At 72.0% G+C, this 14,068-nt stretch carries 16 protein-coding genes; 7 read left to right on the top strand and 9 right to left on the bottom strand.

Annotated elements, in window-relative coordinates; translation table 11 throughout:
• The first annotated feature begins 18 nt into the window (after positions 1–18).
• A complete protein-coding gene (locus AC1MBW_RS11140; protein WP_480024509.1) occupies positions 19–1,536 on the top strand; it encodes an aminopeptidase P family protein in 1,518 nt (505 codons plus the stop codon).
• Positions 1,537–1,613: 77 nt separating this feature from the next.
• Here AC1MBW_RS11140 and AC1MBW_RS11135 read toward each other — a convergent pair whose 3' ends face one another.
• The 4 genes from AC1MBW_RS11135 to AC1MBW_RS11120 form a co-directional block, all read right to left on the bottom strand.
• Positions 1,614–2,399 carry a copper resistance CopC family protein gene (locus AC1MBW_RS11135; protein ID WP_480024508.1) on the bottom strand — a complete coding sequence of 262 codons (786 nt, stop codon included), beginning with the start codon at positions 2,397–2,399 and terminating at the stop codon, positions 1,614–1,616.
• Positions 2,396–3,223, bottom strand: a complete 828-nt coding sequence (locus AC1MBW_RS11130; RefSeq protein ID WP_480024507.1) for a YcnI family copper-binding membrane protein — start codon at positions 3,221–3,223, stop codon at positions 2,396–2,398. The genes AC1MBW_RS11135 and AC1MBW_RS11130 overlap by 4 nt, the downstream gene beginning before the upstream one ends.
• A 118-nt stretch (positions 3,224–3,341) precedes the next feature.
• Positions 3,342–3,980, bottom strand: coding sequence for a hypothetical protein (locus AC1MBW_RS11125; protein ID WP_480024506.1), 639 nt, complete (start codon positions 3,978–3,980; stop codon positions 3,342–3,344).
• Positions 3,981–3,997: 17 nt separating this feature from the next.
• Positions 3,998–4,498, bottom strand: coding sequence for a YflT domain-containing protein (locus AC1MBW_RS11120; protein ID WP_056048662.1), 501 nt, complete (start codon positions 4,496–4,498; stop codon positions 3,998–4,000).
• Positions 4,499–4,569: 71 nt separating this feature from the next.
• Between AC1MBW_RS11120 and AC1MBW_RS11115 the strand changes: the two genes are divergently transcribed.
• From AC1MBW_RS11115 to AC1MBW_RS11105, 3 genes are read left to right on the top strand one after another with little or no spacing between them, the layout of a single operon-like run.
• The gene (locus AC1MBW_RS11115) at positions 4,570–5,892 is read left to right on the top strand and encodes a magnesium transporter MgtE N-terminal domain-containing protein (protein ID WP_480024505.1); all 1,323 of its coding nucleotides are present in this window, start codon (positions 4,570–4,572) and stop codon (positions 5,890–5,892) included.
• A complete protein-coding gene (locus AC1MBW_RS11110) occupies positions 5,879–6,460 on the top strand; it encodes a DUF1003 domain-containing protein (protein ID WP_054145323.1) in 582 nt (193 codons plus the stop codon). The genes AC1MBW_RS11115 and AC1MBW_RS11110 overlap by 14 nt, the downstream gene beginning before the upstream one ends.
• Positions 6,453–7,625 carry an Mrp/NBP35 family ATP-binding protein gene (locus AC1MBW_RS11105; RefSeq protein WP_480024504.1) on the top strand — a complete coding sequence of 391 codons (1,173 nt, stop codon included), beginning with the start codon at positions 6,453–6,455 and terminating at the stop codon, positions 7,623–7,625. Before AC1MBW_RS11110 ends, AC1MBW_RS11105 begins: the two co-directional genes overlap by 8 nt.
• Before the next feature lie 173 nt (positions 7,626–7,798).
• On the opposite strand, the gene AC1MBW_RS11100 is transcribed toward AC1MBW_RS11105, so the two are convergent.
• Complete coding sequence (locus tag AC1MBW_RS11100; protein ID WP_255349746.1) at positions 7,799–7,921, bottom strand: hypothetical protein; 123 nt, start codon at positions 7,919–7,921, stop codon at positions 7,799–7,801.
• A 188-nt stretch (positions 7,922–8,109) separates the two neighbouring features.
• Between AC1MBW_RS11100 and AC1MBW_RS11095 the strand changes: the two genes are divergently transcribed.
• Positions 8,110–9,024 (top strand): LysR family transcriptional regulator, encoded by a 915-nt coding sequence (locus AC1MBW_RS11095; protein ID WP_054145325.1) that lies wholly within the window; start codon positions 8,110–8,112, stop codon positions 9,022–9,024.
• Positions 9,025–9,115: 91 nt separating this feature from the next.
• On the opposite strand, the gene AC1MBW_RS11090 is transcribed toward AC1MBW_RS11095, so the two are convergent.
• Positions 9,116–9,520, bottom strand: coding sequence for a twin-arginine translocase TatA/TatE family subunit (locus tag AC1MBW_RS11090; protein WP_054145326.1), 405 nt, complete (start codon positions 9,518–9,520; stop codon positions 9,116–9,118).
• Between the two features lie 69 nt (positions 9,521–9,589).
• Between AC1MBW_RS11090 and AC1MBW_RS11085 the strand changes: the two genes are divergently transcribed.
• A complete protein-coding gene (locus AC1MBW_RS11085) occupies positions 9,590–10,216 on the top strand; it encodes an O-methyltransferase (RefSeq protein ID WP_054145342.1) in 627 nt (208 codons plus the stop codon).
• Positions 10,217–10,358: 142 nt separating this feature from the next.
• Here the strand turns inward: AC1MBW_RS11085 and AC1MBW_RS11080 are convergent, their stop codons facing one another.
• The 3 genes from AC1MBW_RS11080 to dapE form a co-directional block, all read right to left on the bottom strand.
• Positions 10,359–10,529: a DUF3117 domain-containing protein gene (locus tag AC1MBW_RS11080; protein WP_071256769.1), complete on the bottom strand. Its 171-nt coding sequence runs from the start codon at positions 10,527–10,529 to the stop codon at positions 10,359–10,361.
• Between the two features lie 83 nt (positions 10,530–10,612).
• Entirely contained in the window at positions 10,613–11,884 is a 1,272-nt protein-coding gene (locus AC1MBW_RS11075) for a hypothetical protein (RefSeq protein ID WP_480024503.1), read from the bottom strand.
• Positions 11,869–12,942 carry a succinyl-diaminopimelate desuccinylase gene (gene dapE, locus AC1MBW_RS11070; RefSeq protein WP_054145327.1) on the bottom strand — a complete coding sequence of 358 codons (1,074 nt, stop codon included), beginning with the start codon at positions 12,940–12,942 and terminating at the stop codon, positions 11,869–11,871. The genes AC1MBW_RS11075 and dapE overlap by 16 nt, the downstream gene beginning before the upstream one ends.
• Before the next feature lie 76 nt (positions 12,943–13,018).
• On the opposite strand from dapE, the gene dapD reads away from it, so the two are divergent.
• Positions 13,019–13,993 (top strand): 2,3,4,5-tetrahydropyridine-2,6-dicarboxylate N-succinyltransferase, encoded by a 975-nt coding sequence (dapD, locus tag AC1MBW_RS11065; protein WP_480024502.1) that lies wholly within the window; start codon positions 13,019–13,021, stop codon positions 13,991–13,993.
• The last annotated feature ends 75 nt before the right edge of the window (positions 13,994–14,068 follow it).

Raw genomic sequence — 14,068 nt, 5'->3', positions numbered from 1 at the left:
GGCGGGACAATGGTGGGCATGGCAGATCAGAAGGCGCCGCGCGCGACCACCAACCGCTCCACCACTCCCGGGTCGGACACGTTCAAGGACTACATCTCGTCGCAGTGGGCCGACCGCCCCGACGTGCTGCCCGAGCCGCGTGAGCAGGCGCCGTTCGCCGCCGACCGCCGCGCGCGGCTGTCCGCACTGCACCCGGGCACCCGCCTGGTCGTGCCGGCCGGCTCCGCCAAGGTCCGCTCGAACGACTGCGACTACCCCTTCCGCGCGCACTCGGCGTTCTCGCACCTGACGGGCTGGGGTTCGGACACCGTGCCCGGTTCGGTGCTCGTGCTCGAGCCCACGGCCGACGGGCACGACGCCACCCTGTACCTGCGCGCGAGCGCCGGCCGTGACTCGGACGAGTTCTACGCCAACCCCGAGATCGGCGAGTTCTGGATCGGCCCCCGCCCCTCGTTGACGCAGGTCGCCGCCGACCTGGGTCTGGCCACGCGCGACCTGGCCGACTTCGAGGCCGTGGTCAGCACGGTCGACGCCGAGACCCTCGTCGTCCGCGAAGCCGATCCCGACCTGACCCGTCGTCTCGACGCCGTCGTCGAGGCCGCAGCCGAGCAGTCCCCCGCCTCGGCGGCGGCGGGCGACGTGACACCCGACGACGACAGCACCCCCGGGCGGGCGACCTCCGCCGACCTCGCCCGCGACCTGAGCGAACTGCGGCTCGTCAAAGACGCGTACGAGGTCGCCCAGATGCGCCAGGCGGTGACGGTGACGGGCAAGGGCTTCACCGACGTGATCGCCGACTTCGACGACATCGTCGCTCACCCGCGCGGCGAACGCCTCGTCGAGGGCACCTTCAACCGTCGCGCCCGCGCCGACGGCAACACGGTCGGCTACGACACGATCGCCGCGTCGGGCGACCACGCCTGCGTCCTGCACTGGACGCGCAACGACGGTGTCGTGCGCGACGGCGACCTCATCCTGATCGACGCCGGCATCGAGCTCGACAGCCTCTACACGGCGGACATCACCCGTACGCTGCCCGTCTCGGGCCGGTTCACCGACGTGCAGCGCCTGGTCTACGAGGCCGTGCTCGAGGCGGCCGACGCAGCGTTCGCGATCGTGCGCCCGGGCATCGCGTTCCGTGAGATCCACGCGACGGCCATGAAGGTCATCGCCGAACGCACGGCCGAATGGGGCTTCCTGCCCGTCTCCGCCGACGAGTCGCTGGAGCCCGACCACCAGTACCACCGTCGCTACATGGTGCACGGCACGAGCCACCACCTCGGCATCGACGTGCACGACTGTGCCGCCGCCCGCCGCGACCTCTACCTCGACGGCGTGCTCGAGCCCGGCATGGTGTTCACGATCGAGCCCGGCCTGTACTTCCAGCCCGACGACCTCACCGTCCCGGAAGAGTTCCGCGGCATCGGCGTCCGCATCGAGGACGACGTCCTCGTGACCGCCGACGGCGCCGAGAACCTGTCGGTCGGCATCCCCCGCACGGTCGCCGACGTCGAGGCGTGGATCTCGCGCGACTGAGGTCCGACGCCGAAGGGCCCCGGGTGCATCGCACCCGGGGCCCTTCGTCCGCCCACGCCCCGATCAGCGAGGCAGGGTCATCGCCCGTCGGACGACTCGTCGCCGTCCGGGGCCGACGGGTCGTCGACCTCGGCCTCGGCGGGCGTCCCGTCCCGTCGCCGACCCGTGACGATCGCCACGAACACACCGGCGGCGGCCAGCACGACGATGGCGACGGCGATGCCGATGACGAGACCGGCGTCGACCGAGCCCGACTCGGACGCGGCCGACGGTGTCGCCACGGTGTCGTCACCCGGGGTCGCCAGGGTCGTCATCTCGGGCTCGGTCGACGCCGAGGGCGAGGCCGCGTCGGTCTCGTCACCGGTGGATGCGCCGGAGTCGCCCCCCGCGCCTCCTGCGCTGCCGCAGCTCGGACGGGTCGGCGAGCCGACCCCCTCGGCGATGCCCGCGGCGGGTGCGTAGGTGAACGGGACGGCGTCCGACACGGTGTGGCCGTCGGCCGAGACCGCCTGGTAGGTCATCGTGTACGCGCCGGGCGACCCCAGTGCGACGCCGGTCGTGAGGGTCGGCCCCGAGGTGGTCGAGCAGCCGTCCTCGTAGTGCAGGCCCGCGGCGTCGGTGACTTCGAGCACGTTCGAGCTGCCGGTCCCCGAGAGGTCGAGGATCACGTCGTTGAACGTGATCGACACGGCCGACGGGGACGAGTCGACGGTCGACCCGGCGGCGGGCGTGCTGCTCACGACGTAGTCGTGCGCCGCGGCCGGGCCCGCCGGCACCAGGGCGAAGGCGCCGGTCGCGGCACCGAGGCCGGCGATCGCGAGGACGCCGAGGAGGCGCGGTGCCCGCAGGCGAGCGGCCGTCACGCGTCCACCCGGCCGCTCGTCGAGGCACCGGACGCCGTCGCGCGGGGCCGACGGGTCAGTGCCACGACCGAGACGACGAGCGCCAGGGCGCCGAGGGCGAGCCCGCCGATGCCGAGGCCGATCGCGAGCGGTCCGACCGCTGCGTCGCCGGAACCCGACGCCGAGTCGCCGGAGGTGCTGAGACCCGCGGTCGTCGTGTCGCCGTCCGTCTCGTGCCCGGCGTGCTCGTCGGCCGGCGGGGCGTCGTTCACGTAGAGGGTCGGTGCAGGGTGCTCGGGCTCTTCTCCCGAGGCCGGCGTCGCGTCGGCCCAGTCGACGACCGTGCCGTCCGAGTAGCGCTGGTGGGCCGGCAGGGCGATCGACCCGGTGTCGGGCACCGCACCGGCCGAGATGACGAACTCCTGGAACTGACCCGGGGCGATCTGCGTGTCACCTTCGGCCGTCCACGTCACCTGGGTCGGCGCCTCGGTGATCGTCGTGCCGTCGAGCTCGACCGGCTCGGGCAACGTGCTGGTGGTGACCTCGGTGGTCCACCCCGGCAGGGGCTGGTACGACACCGAGGTGAACGGGGTGTCGGTGGGCAGGTCGACGACGAGCCCGACGGTGCCGGCGGTCGCGGATTCGTTCGGCACCTTGAAGGTCAGGGTCTCGTACGAGCCGGCCTCGGCCTGGCCGGGCTCGACGTGGACGTGGGCCGACGCCGCGAGGGGCGCAGCCAGCGCGAGCAGGGCGGCGGCGCCGAGCGCGGCGGCCGACCGGGCGACGACGGCGGACGAGCGGGGACGTCGGGTCGTGACGGATGCGGGGACGGTGGTGCGGTTCATGGATCTGGTCCTCTCGATCGCGAGTGCGATCGGTCTGCGGTGCATGACGATGGGGCCCGACGGCGCGGGGGGCGCGCACGACGGGGTCACCGACGACGGAGGTCGACGGCGTGAGGGGTCAGGCAGGGCAGGGCGGACCGCGGCGGGGCCGGGCCGTGAGGTGTCGCCGCCCGGGAGGGCGCGGACGGAGACCAGTCGGGGTCGGCGGGCGGCGGACGACGGGCGCCTCGGGCCGGTGCCCGGCCGTCAGGAGGCGCGCGACGGTCAGGCCGCGGACAGCCAGCCGGACCAGGGCCCAGGCGGCACCCTCGCCCCGCCGGAGGGCGATGATCGTGACCACGGCCGCGAGGGCGTGGGCCAGCCACATGGTGGGGCCGCCCATGACCATGGCACCCGCGACCGCACCGGACACGGACCCGTCGGCGGCCGTCGAGATGACGAGCGCCGAGTGGTGCCCGCCCGTGGCGGAGGCTCCGCCGCCGCCCTCGGCGCCGAGTGAGAAGAGGAGGTGGAACGCGACCTGGCTGAGCGCGACCGCGACGGCCAGCCGCACGGTCGAGAGGTGCACGCCGGCCAGGGCGATCGAGACGGGCACGGCCACGGCGAGAGCGAGGACGACGCCGAGCACGCCGGGTTGCATGCCGCCGCCCGCCACGTGGGAGAAGGCCGCGACGAGGGTCGAGGCGCCGGCGGTCAGCCAACCACGCGCGAAGCGCTCGGCCCGGGTGGCCGTCGTGGAGGGGTCGCGGGGTGCCATGTCGACACCAGGGTACGTCAGCGGCGCGGGGTCTCGGGACGGGCGAGGATCTCGTGCGCCCGACCGGAGACCTCGGGGTCGACCACGATCTGGTAGTTCGACGCGAGCACCTGGTGCGTCGAGGTGAAGTCGCGGCGACGTCGCGTGATCGCGAAGCTGACGATGCCGTAGAGCATGCCGAAGCCCGCGCCGAGCAGGGCGGCCGCCCCGACGGTGGCCGCGGTCGCCGTCTCGGTCGCGAAGACGAGCATGACGAGCCCGAAGAAGACCCCGAGCCAGAGTCCGGTCACGGCCCCCGCCAGCGCGGCGCGCCCGTAGCTCAGCCGACCGGTGACGCGTTCGACGGTCTTGAGGTCGTTGCCGATGATCGCCAGCCGCTTGATCGGGAACTCGGCCTGCGACAACCGGTCGACCACGCGCTGGGCCTCGGGATACGTGTCGTAGGTGCCGAGGACGTCGCCCCGCGGCAGGGTGGGCACCATCGGCGGACGTCGCCCCACGGGGCCCGGGTTCGTCATCCCTGCATTAAACACGGTGCCCCTGCCGAGCCCCCGTCGGCGACGACGGTGCGAGCGACTAAATTGGACGCGTGAGTGCAACCAGAGTCTTCGTCGCCCGGCTGGCCGGTTGCTCCGTCTTCGACCCCGCGGGCGACAAGGTCGGCAAGGTGCGCGACGTGCTGGTGGTCTACCGCCGCACCGGGGCGCCCCGCGTGGTGGGGCTCGTCGTCGAGGTCCCCGGCAAGCGCCGGGTCTTCGTGGGCATCGGCCGCGTCACGAGCATCGGCTCGGGTCAGATCATCACGAACGGCGTCATCACCCTCCGCCGCTTCGAGCAGCGTGGCGGCGAGACCCGGGTCATCGCCGACCTGCTCGGTCGCCGGGTGTCGTTCCGGCACGGTGGCGGCCACGCCACGATCGAGGACGTGGCGATCGACGAGGTGAGCGAGGGCGACTGGGAGGTCGGTCAGCTCTTCCTGCGCAAGCCCAAGACGTCTCCGTCGCCGTTCGTCAAACCGCCCACCGCGTTCGCGGCCTGGGACGACGTGGTCGAAGAGGCCGGGCCGGGCGAGGCGCAGAGCGCCGAGCACCTCATCGCCGCGTACTCCGACCTCGTGCCCGCCGACCTCGCGAACACCCTGCTCGACCTCACGCCCGAACGGCGGCTCGAGGTCGCCGGCGAACTGTCCGACTACCGCCTCGCCGACGTGCTCGAAGAGCTGCCCGAGGCCGAGCAGGTCGAGATCTTCACGGGCCTCGACGACCACCGCGCGGCGAGCGTCCTCGACCAGATGCAGCCCGACGACGCGGCCGACCTCATCGCCCAGCTGCCCGACGAGCGCACCGAGCAACTCCTCACGTTGATGGAGCCCGACGAAGCCGACGACGTGCGCATGCTGCTCAGCTACGACTCCGACACCGCCGGCGGCCTGATGACGACCGAGCCCGTCATCGTCTCGGCCGACGCGACCGTCGCCGAGGGCCTCGCCCTCATCCGTCGCCACGAGCTGGCCCCCGCGCTCGGCGCGGCCGTCTGCGTCGTCCTGCCGCCGTACGAGCCGCCCACCGGCCGGTTCCTCGGCATGGTGCACTTCCAGCGGATGCTCCGCTACCCGCCGAACGAACGCCTGGGCACGATCCTCGACCAGACGACCGAGCCGGTCCGCGTCGACGCGACGGCCCTCGAGGTCACGCGGGTCATGGCGACCTACAACCTCGTCTCGGTACCCGTCGTCGATTCGGCACACCGCCTGGTCGGCGTCGTCACCATCGACGACGTGCTCGACCACGTGCTGCCCGACGACTGGCGCAGTCAAGACCCCGACCAGCCCCTGACCGCGAGCCGACCGCGGGGTCGCGCCCGTCGCCCGGCGATCGGCCAGAGCACGAGGAGCGACGATGGCTCGCGATAACCGCAACGACGTCCGCCTCGACGCCCCGAAGGGTCTGCGCACGCGGGTGCTCCCCGGGCGCAAGCGGGTCAGCAGCGACCGGTTCGGCCGGGCCACCGAGTCCATCGCCCGCGGCATGGGGACGCCCTACTTCCTGATCGCCCTCACCCTGTTCTGCGTCGTCTGGATGATCTACAACACGGTCGCCCCCGTCGACATCCGGTTCGACAGCGCCGCCATCGGCTTCACGGCGCTGACGCTGATCCTGTCGCTGCAGGCCTCGTACGCCGCTCCCCTGATCCTGCTCGCACAGAACCGTCAGGACGACCGCGACCGCGTGCAGTTCGAACAGGACCGTCAGCGCGCCGAGCGCAACCTGGCCGACACCGAGTACCTGGCCCGCGAGGTCGTCGCCCTCCGCATCGCGATCCGCGACATGGCGAGCAAGGACTTCATCCGGGCCGAACTGCGCTCGCTGCTCGACGAGCTCGACCGTCGCGACGACGACGAGACCTCCGGGGTCGAGACGACCCGCGCCTCCTCGTCCCCGTCACGACGCGAGACCCGGCGCGACGGGCACCGTGGCTGAGGCGTCCCCGGCGGCCCGGCCACCGGTGCCGACTCCGGACGACGTGCGCCGCGCGCTCGGTCGGGTGCTCGACCCCGAGATCCGCAAGCCCGTCACCGAGCTCGACATGATCGGCGACGTCGTCGTCGACGCAGGAGGCGCGGCGACGGTGGCCGTGAAGCTCACGATCGTGGGCTGTCCCGCCGCCGACACGATCGAACGCGACGTCCGCGAGGCCACGGCCTCGGTGGTCGGCGTCACCGGCGTGATCGTCGACGTGACCGTCATGACCAAGGACGAACGACACGCCCTCACCGAGAAGCTGCGGGCGGGCCGGGCGGCGCGGGGCATGCAGTTCGGGCCCGACACGCTGACCCGGGTGTACGCCGTCACGAGCGGAAAGGGTGGCGTGGGCAAGTCCACCGTCACCGCGAACCTCGCCGTCGCCCTCGCGGCCCGCGGCCTGGCGGTCGGCATCGTCGACGCCGACGTCTACGGCTTCAGCATCCCCGGGTTGCTCGGCCTCGTCGGCCCCGACGGCGCGTCCGTGAAGCCCACCCGCGTCGACGACATGATCCTGCCGCCCGTGGCCCACGGCGTGAAGGTCATCTCGATCGGCATGTTCGTCGACGACGCCTCGACCGCGGTCGCCTGGCGCGGGCCCATGCTGCACCGCACGATCCAACAGTTCCTCACCGACGTGTACTTCGGCGACCTCGACGTGTTGCTGCTAGACCTGCCTCCCGGCACGGGCGACGTCGCCATCTCGGTGGGGCAGTTGCTGCCGCACGCCGAGGTGCTGGTCGTCACGACGCCTCAACCAGCCGCCGCCGACGTCGCCGAGCGCAGCGGGCTCGTGGCACGCCAGACGGGTCAGCGGTTGCTCGGAGTGGTCGAGAACATGGCCGGTCTGCCCCAGTCCGACGGCAGCGTCCTCGAGCTCTTCGGGTCGGGCGGCGGGGTCGAGACGGCACGCCGACTGTCGGCCGGGCAAGAGGCCGAGGTGCCGCTGCTCGCCAGCGTGCCGCTCAGCCTGGGCCTGCGGCAGGGCGGTGACGACGGTGTGCCGGTCGTGCTCGCCGCTCCCGACGATCCTGCGGCCGCGGCCATCGACGAGCTGGCGGGACGGCTGGCCGTGCGGGCCAGGGGCCTGGCCGGTCGGAAGCTCGGACTCAGCGTCACCTGACCGGGTCGACGACTCGATGCGTGCAGAAAGGGCACCTCGCGTGGCGAGGTGCCCTTTCGTCACAGCGTCTCGCCCGGGGGCGGCGACGTGCTCGTGCCGCACCCCAGCACGGGGGCGGCACACGCGGCGACGGCACGCTCAGGAGGGAGACGCGCCGATCACCGCGAAGTGGACTACGACCAGCGGTTGTAGGTCTTGGTCGGGATGGCCCGGAAGCCGTCGCGGGCGACGGACACGAGCGAGCCGGCGATTCCGACGACTGCGGCGATGACGAGGACGATGATTCCGGTGAGCATGAGGCACTCTTTTCTGGCGCGGTTCGACGCGCGGTTCTGCGTGGTGGGATGGATTCGCCACCGAGCCCGGGACCAGGTCGACCGGAGCTCGGGAGCGCTACGACGCGCTCCGGGGACTCCTCAATGATGCGCCTCCTAAAGCAGTAGATCAATCTCACGTTTCTACCGAAACAGGGTAGTTTCGCTACATGGATGTCAAGCGCCTCGAACTGCTCCGCGAGCTCGCCGAACGAGGCAGTGTGGCCGCCGTCGCCCGGGCCACCCACCGCACGCCGAGCGCCGTCTCGCAGCAGCTCAAGGTGCTCGAGCGCGAGGCCGGGGTCGCACTGACCGAGCGGGTGGGACGAGGCATCGTGCTCACCGGCTCCGGGCGCGTGCTGGCCCAGACGGCCACCGACGTCGCCGTGGCCCTGGAGCGCGCCCAGGCGGTCTGGGACGACTTCATCGCGACCCCGCAGGGCGAGGTCACGTTGGCCACCTTCCCCACGGGCGGGCAGATGCTGCTGCCGGGGCTGCTGCGCACGGTGGCCGAGACCCCGGGCCTCGTGGTCGTCGCGAGCGACCACGATCCGTCGATCCGTGAGTTCCCCGAACTGGCCGCCGACCACGACGTCGTCGTCGCGCACTCGTCCGACGACAAGCCCTGGCCCGGCCGTGGGCTCGTCACCGTCCCGCTGCTGACCGAGCCCCTCGACATCGCGCTGCCCGCCGACCACCGCCTGGCCGGTCGCGCCTCGCTCGCGCCCGGCGACCTCGAGGGTGAGAACTGGATCGGCGTGCCCCACGACTTCCCGTTCGAGTGGGTCTACCGCGAGATCGAACGGGTGACCGGCAGTCCCGTGCGCGTCGCCCAGCGCTTCAGCGACACCAAGGTGACCGAGTCGCTCGTCGGGGCCGGCCTCGGCATCGCCGTGCTGCCGCGCTTCACCGCCAAGGACGCCCGTGACGACATGGTGCTCGTGCCCCTCGAGAGCATCCGGGCCGTGCGCTGGGTATCGGCCCTGATGCGGCGCGACCGGGCCGAGCGCCCCTCCGTGCGTCGGGTCGTGGACGCCCTCCGGGCCGAGGCCTCCCGCGTGGCGGCGTTGCACGGCGGCGTCTGACGGGTCGCCCGGGCTTCAAGGCCGCGTCGGACCCTGAGGCCGGAGGGGCCGCCAAGCGGACGAGGTCAGGAGGCGCGGCGCAGCAGGTGCGTCAGGTCGCCTCGGAGTCGTACGGCGGCACCTCGCCCGTCGCGAGGGGCACGACCTGAGCGGTGGAGCGACCACCGGGCAACCCCGCGGACACGGCCGCGGCGACACCGGCAGTCGCCATGCCCGGTGCCGAGGGCTTGGGAGCGGCGTCCGGGCCGTCGAGCAGCGCGTCGCGGATGATGCGCCGCGGGTCGTACTGCCGTGGGTCGAGCTTCTGCCACTCGACGTCGTCGAACTCGGGGCCCATCTCGTCGCGCATGCGCGTCTTGGCGCCGTTCGCCATGTCACGCAGCGTCCGGACGAGCTGGGCGAGCTTCGAGGCGTATCCGGGCAGCCGTTCGGGACCGAGCAGGAAGACCGCGAGCACACCGATGATGAGCAGCTTGTCGAACGTCAGACCGAACATGGACACGCATGCAGACTAACCGGTGACGACTCGGGGAACCCCCTAGAGTTGGCCTTTCGAGGAGTGGGTGTGTCGCAGATAGAGTCAAGTTGGAAGTTCGCGGAAGAACTCGTCACCGAGAGCGACGCGATCGCCGAGGCTCGACAGCACTCGCTCGAGGTCGGGGTCGAAGCCGTCTCGCCGGCGGTGGGTGCCCAGCTCGCCGTCGTCGCCGCCGCCTCGAACGCCTCGTCGATCATCGAGGTCGGCACGGGCCTCGGCGTGAGCGGACTCTGGTTGCTCTCGGGTGCACCCGGTGCCGTCCTGACGACCATCGACCGCGAGATCGAGCACCAGCAGGCCGCTCGTGACGCCTACCTGCAGGCGGGGGTCCCCGCCAGCCGCTTCCGCCTGATCGCCGGCCGCGCCGCCGACGTGTTGCCTCGCATGAACGAGAACTCGTACGACATCGTCTTCGTCGACGCCGACCCCGGCTCGGTGATCGAGTACGTCGAGCACGGTCTGCGACTCGCCCGTCCCGGCGGACTCGTCCTCGTCGCGCACGCGCTCTGGCACGGCAGGGTGGCCAACCCCGCCGTCCGCGACACCACGACCACGGGCTTCCGCACCTTGCTGACCGAGGTGTCGACCTCACCGGCCGTGATCAGTTCGCTCTCGACCGCGGGCGACGGCCTGCTCTCCCTCGTCAAGCGCTGAGACGCTCACGTCCGGCGTCGCGCCCGGGGCCCGTGCGGCGGGCGGCAGGCGGCGGGCAGCAGACGGCGCGCACAAGCACGGACGCCCCGCGCGTCGCAGGTGCGACGGGCGGGGCGTCCGGGGCTATTAAGGAGGTGGCCGACTAGGCGCTCACGACGCCGGCGAGGGCGTCGTGCAACTCTTTGGCTTCGTCGTCGTTGACCGACACCACGAGGCGTCCCCCACCCTCGAGCGGAACACGCACGATGATGAGACGGCCCTCCTTAACGGCTTCCATAGGCCCGTCGCCGGTCCTCGGCTTCATGGCTGCCATCAGATAGTCCCCTTTCGCAAGTTGCTGGTCCCATTATCCGTGATTTCCAGCCCCCGACCTAAACGACGCCGTTCGACCACCGATCACGGTGGCGTCCAGTCGTACCCGTTCACCCACCAGCAGTAGTAGAGCCACAGCCACTGGGCCGCCACGAACACGGCGACGAGCAGCGCGCGGTAGACCTTCGAGCGCGGCACCGCGAGCACACCCAGCAGGGGGAAGAGCGGCATCAGGAGCCTGAAGGTACTGGACTGCGGGAAGAACACGGCCAGTAGGTAGAGCGCGTAGGCGACGCCCCACAACCTCAGGTCGATGCTCGTCCGGCGCGCCCACGGCGACAGCATCAGGGCCGTGAAGGCGAGCGCGGACAGGACGAGCAGGGCGATGCCGGAACCACCCGGAAACCACCAGTTCGCCCCGTCGACCCAGGGGGTGAACGGCACGAGCGGCCCGTAACCGATGTACGGCGCCCGCCACGCGAGCTCCGTCTCGGTGTAGGCACCCGGCACGCCGGTCACCGCACCGGCGACGATCAGCCACGCGACGCCGAACACGGCCGTGGCCGCGGCCGCAGCCGCCACCCGGACCCGCTCGCGCACCGGGAAGGGATCGTCGTGCCGTCGCCACCAGCGCAGCACCCCGTGCAGGCCGATCGCTAGGGCGAGCGGAAGGGCCCCGGGCCGTGTGAACGACATGACCAGCACGACCGGCAGCATCGCGAGATACTGTCGCCGCACCAGCAGGAGCAAGCTCGCGCAGAGCAGCAGCAGGAACATCGACTCGGCGTAGGCCACCTGCAGCAGCGGAGACAGGGGCGCCACACAGAACAGGACGACCGCGAACAGCGAGGTCGACTCGGGCAGCGAGTGCCGCATGAGGCGGTAGAACAGCAGGGCCGTCCCCGCGGCGCAGGCGACCGACACGACGACGGCGAGCGTCGCGAAGGGCAGGCCCGTCAGGGTCATCAGTCCACGGACGACGAACGGGTAGGCGGGCATGAACGCCCACGCGTTCTCGCCCACGTGACCGTCGCCCGTGATCGGCAGGTCGCTCGGGTACCCCACCACGGCGATGATGTAGTACCAGTGACCGTCCCAGATGGTGGCGAAGCTGCCGTAGTCGGGGCTCGCGAGGGTCCACGCGTTGGCCTGCTGGGCGCCGGCGAAGGTGAGCAGTGCGATCGTGCTGACGACGCGCGACACCACGAACACCACCAGCACCCGGGCCCACCACGGTGTCAACCGGTAACGCAGCACGAGATTCCTCGACGGCGAGATCGGCCGTCGGGGGGCGTGACGCGGGAGCGGGGACGAGGAGGCGCGGCTCGCCTCGTCGACGGTCACGCCGTCAGCCACGCCCGCAGTCCGCGCTCGTTGTCGAGGATCTGCTGAACGGGCACGCGCTCGTCGTCGTGGTGGGCCAGCATCGGGTCGCCGGGCCCGTAGTTGACGGCGGGCACGCCGAGGGCGGAGAAGCGCGCGACGTCCGTCCAGCCGTACTTGGGCTTGGCCTCGCCGCCGACGGCGCGCAGGAACTGCTGCGCGAGCGGGGCGTCCAAGCCGGGCCGGGCGCCGGGCGCGAGGTCGACGATCGTGACGTCGAAGCCCTCGAAGAGCTCGCGCACGTGGGCGACGGCCTCGTCGGCGCTGCGGCTCGGGGCGAATCGGTAGTTGACGTGCACCATGCACTCGTCGGGGATCACGTTGCCGGCCACGCCACCCGTGATGCCCACGGCGTTGAGGCCCTCACGGTAGACGAGCCCGTCGACCTCGACCTCGCGAGCCTCGTAGGCCGCCAGCACGTCGAGGATCGGCGCGGCCTTGTGGATGGCGTTGTCGCCCACCCACGACCGCGCGCTGTGCGAGCGGGCACCGAAGGTGCGGATCTCGGCGCGGAGGTTGCCGTTGCAGCCGCCTTCGACCCCGCTGTTGCTCGGTTCGCCCAGGACGGCGAAGTCGCCGGCCAGCAGGTCGGGCCGGAGGCGCGCGAGGCGCCCCAGGCCGTTCAGCGCGTCGGAGACCTCTTCGTGGTCGTACCAGACCCACGTCACGTCGACGTTCGGTTCGGTCAGCTCGACCGCGAGGCGGAGGTGCACGGCGCAGCCGGCCTTCATGTCGACGGTCCCCCGGCCCCACAGGTACTCGACGTCATCCTCGGTCTCGTAGCGCGTGGGCACGTTGTCGTTGATGGGCACGGTGTCGACGTGACCGGCGATCACGACCCGTGAGGCCCGGCCCAACTGCGTCCGCGCGACGATCGCGTCACCGTCACGGAACAGCTCGAGGTGGTCGCAGCCCTCGAGCGTGGCCCAGATCTCGTCGGCGACGAGGCGTTCGTCGCCCGACTCGGACCGGATGTCGCAGAGCTGCCTCGTGACGTCGACGGGCGAGACGGTGAGGTCGATCGGTGCCATGCGGGCGAGTTTACGGGCCGACGGCACGGGTCGCCTCCGAACCGGGTCGTCGGCGGCTGCCGATACGCTCGGGTCCATGACTTCCGACGCCACCGCCACCGCCCCGACCCACGCCTACGGGTACGGCCTCGCGACCGTCTCGCACGACGGCACCACGCTCGACACCTGGTTCCCCTCCCCCCGGCTCGGCACCCTGCCGACCGACCGCGACCCCGAGATCGTCCCGGCCGAGCTGGCCGACGCGGCCGGCCCCGACGAGCGCCGCGCGGTGGACCTCGTCCCGGTGACGGTCGAGATCGACCTGAGCGCGCCTCCTGCGTCCACGCCCGACGCCTACCTTCGCCTGCACCTGCTGAGCCACCTGCTCGTGAAGCCCAACACGATCAACCTCGACGGCGTCTTCGGGCACCTGCCGATCGTCACGTGGACGAACGCGGGCCCGGTCCACCCCGACGACTTCGCGCGCCTGCGTCCGACGCTGCAGCGAGCGGGCATCGTCGCGACCGGCATCGACAAGTTCCCGCGAATGCTCGACTACGTCTCCCCCGACCGCGTCCGCATCGCCGACGCCTCGCGGGTGCGGCTCGGTGCGCACCTGGCCCCGGGCACCACCGTGATGCACGAGGGCTTCGTGAACTTCAACGCGGGCACCCTCGGGTCGTCGATGGTCGAGGGCCGCATCTCGCAGGGCGTCGTCGTGGGCGACGGTTCCGACATCGGCGGCGGCGCCTCGATCATGGGAACGCTGTCGGGCGGCGGCACCCAGCGGGTGACCATCGGTGCCCGCGCCCTGCTCGGCGCCAACGCCGGCATCGGCATCGCGATCGGCGACGACACCGTCGTCGAGGCCGGGCTCTACGTGACGGCCGGCACCAAGGTCGTCGTCGTGGGCGGCACCCCGACCCACGACGGCTCGCCGCAGACCGTCAAGGCCGTCGAGCTCTCGGGCCAGCCCGGGCTGCTCTTCCGCCGCAACTCGCTGACCGGCGCCGTCGAGGTGCTGCCCCGCAAGGGCCACGGCATCACGCTGAACTCGCAGTTGCACGCGTAGTCGAACGGGGCAGCACCAGCACGACGACGGAAGGTGGGCACGACGCCAGGCCTGAACCTGGCGCCGTGCCCACCT

Source organism: Frigoribacterium sp. AP1 (assembly GCF_056680555.1).
The sequence above is the reverse complement of the archived record's forward strand: the minus strand, read 5'-3'. Positions and strand labels throughout refer to the sequence as shown.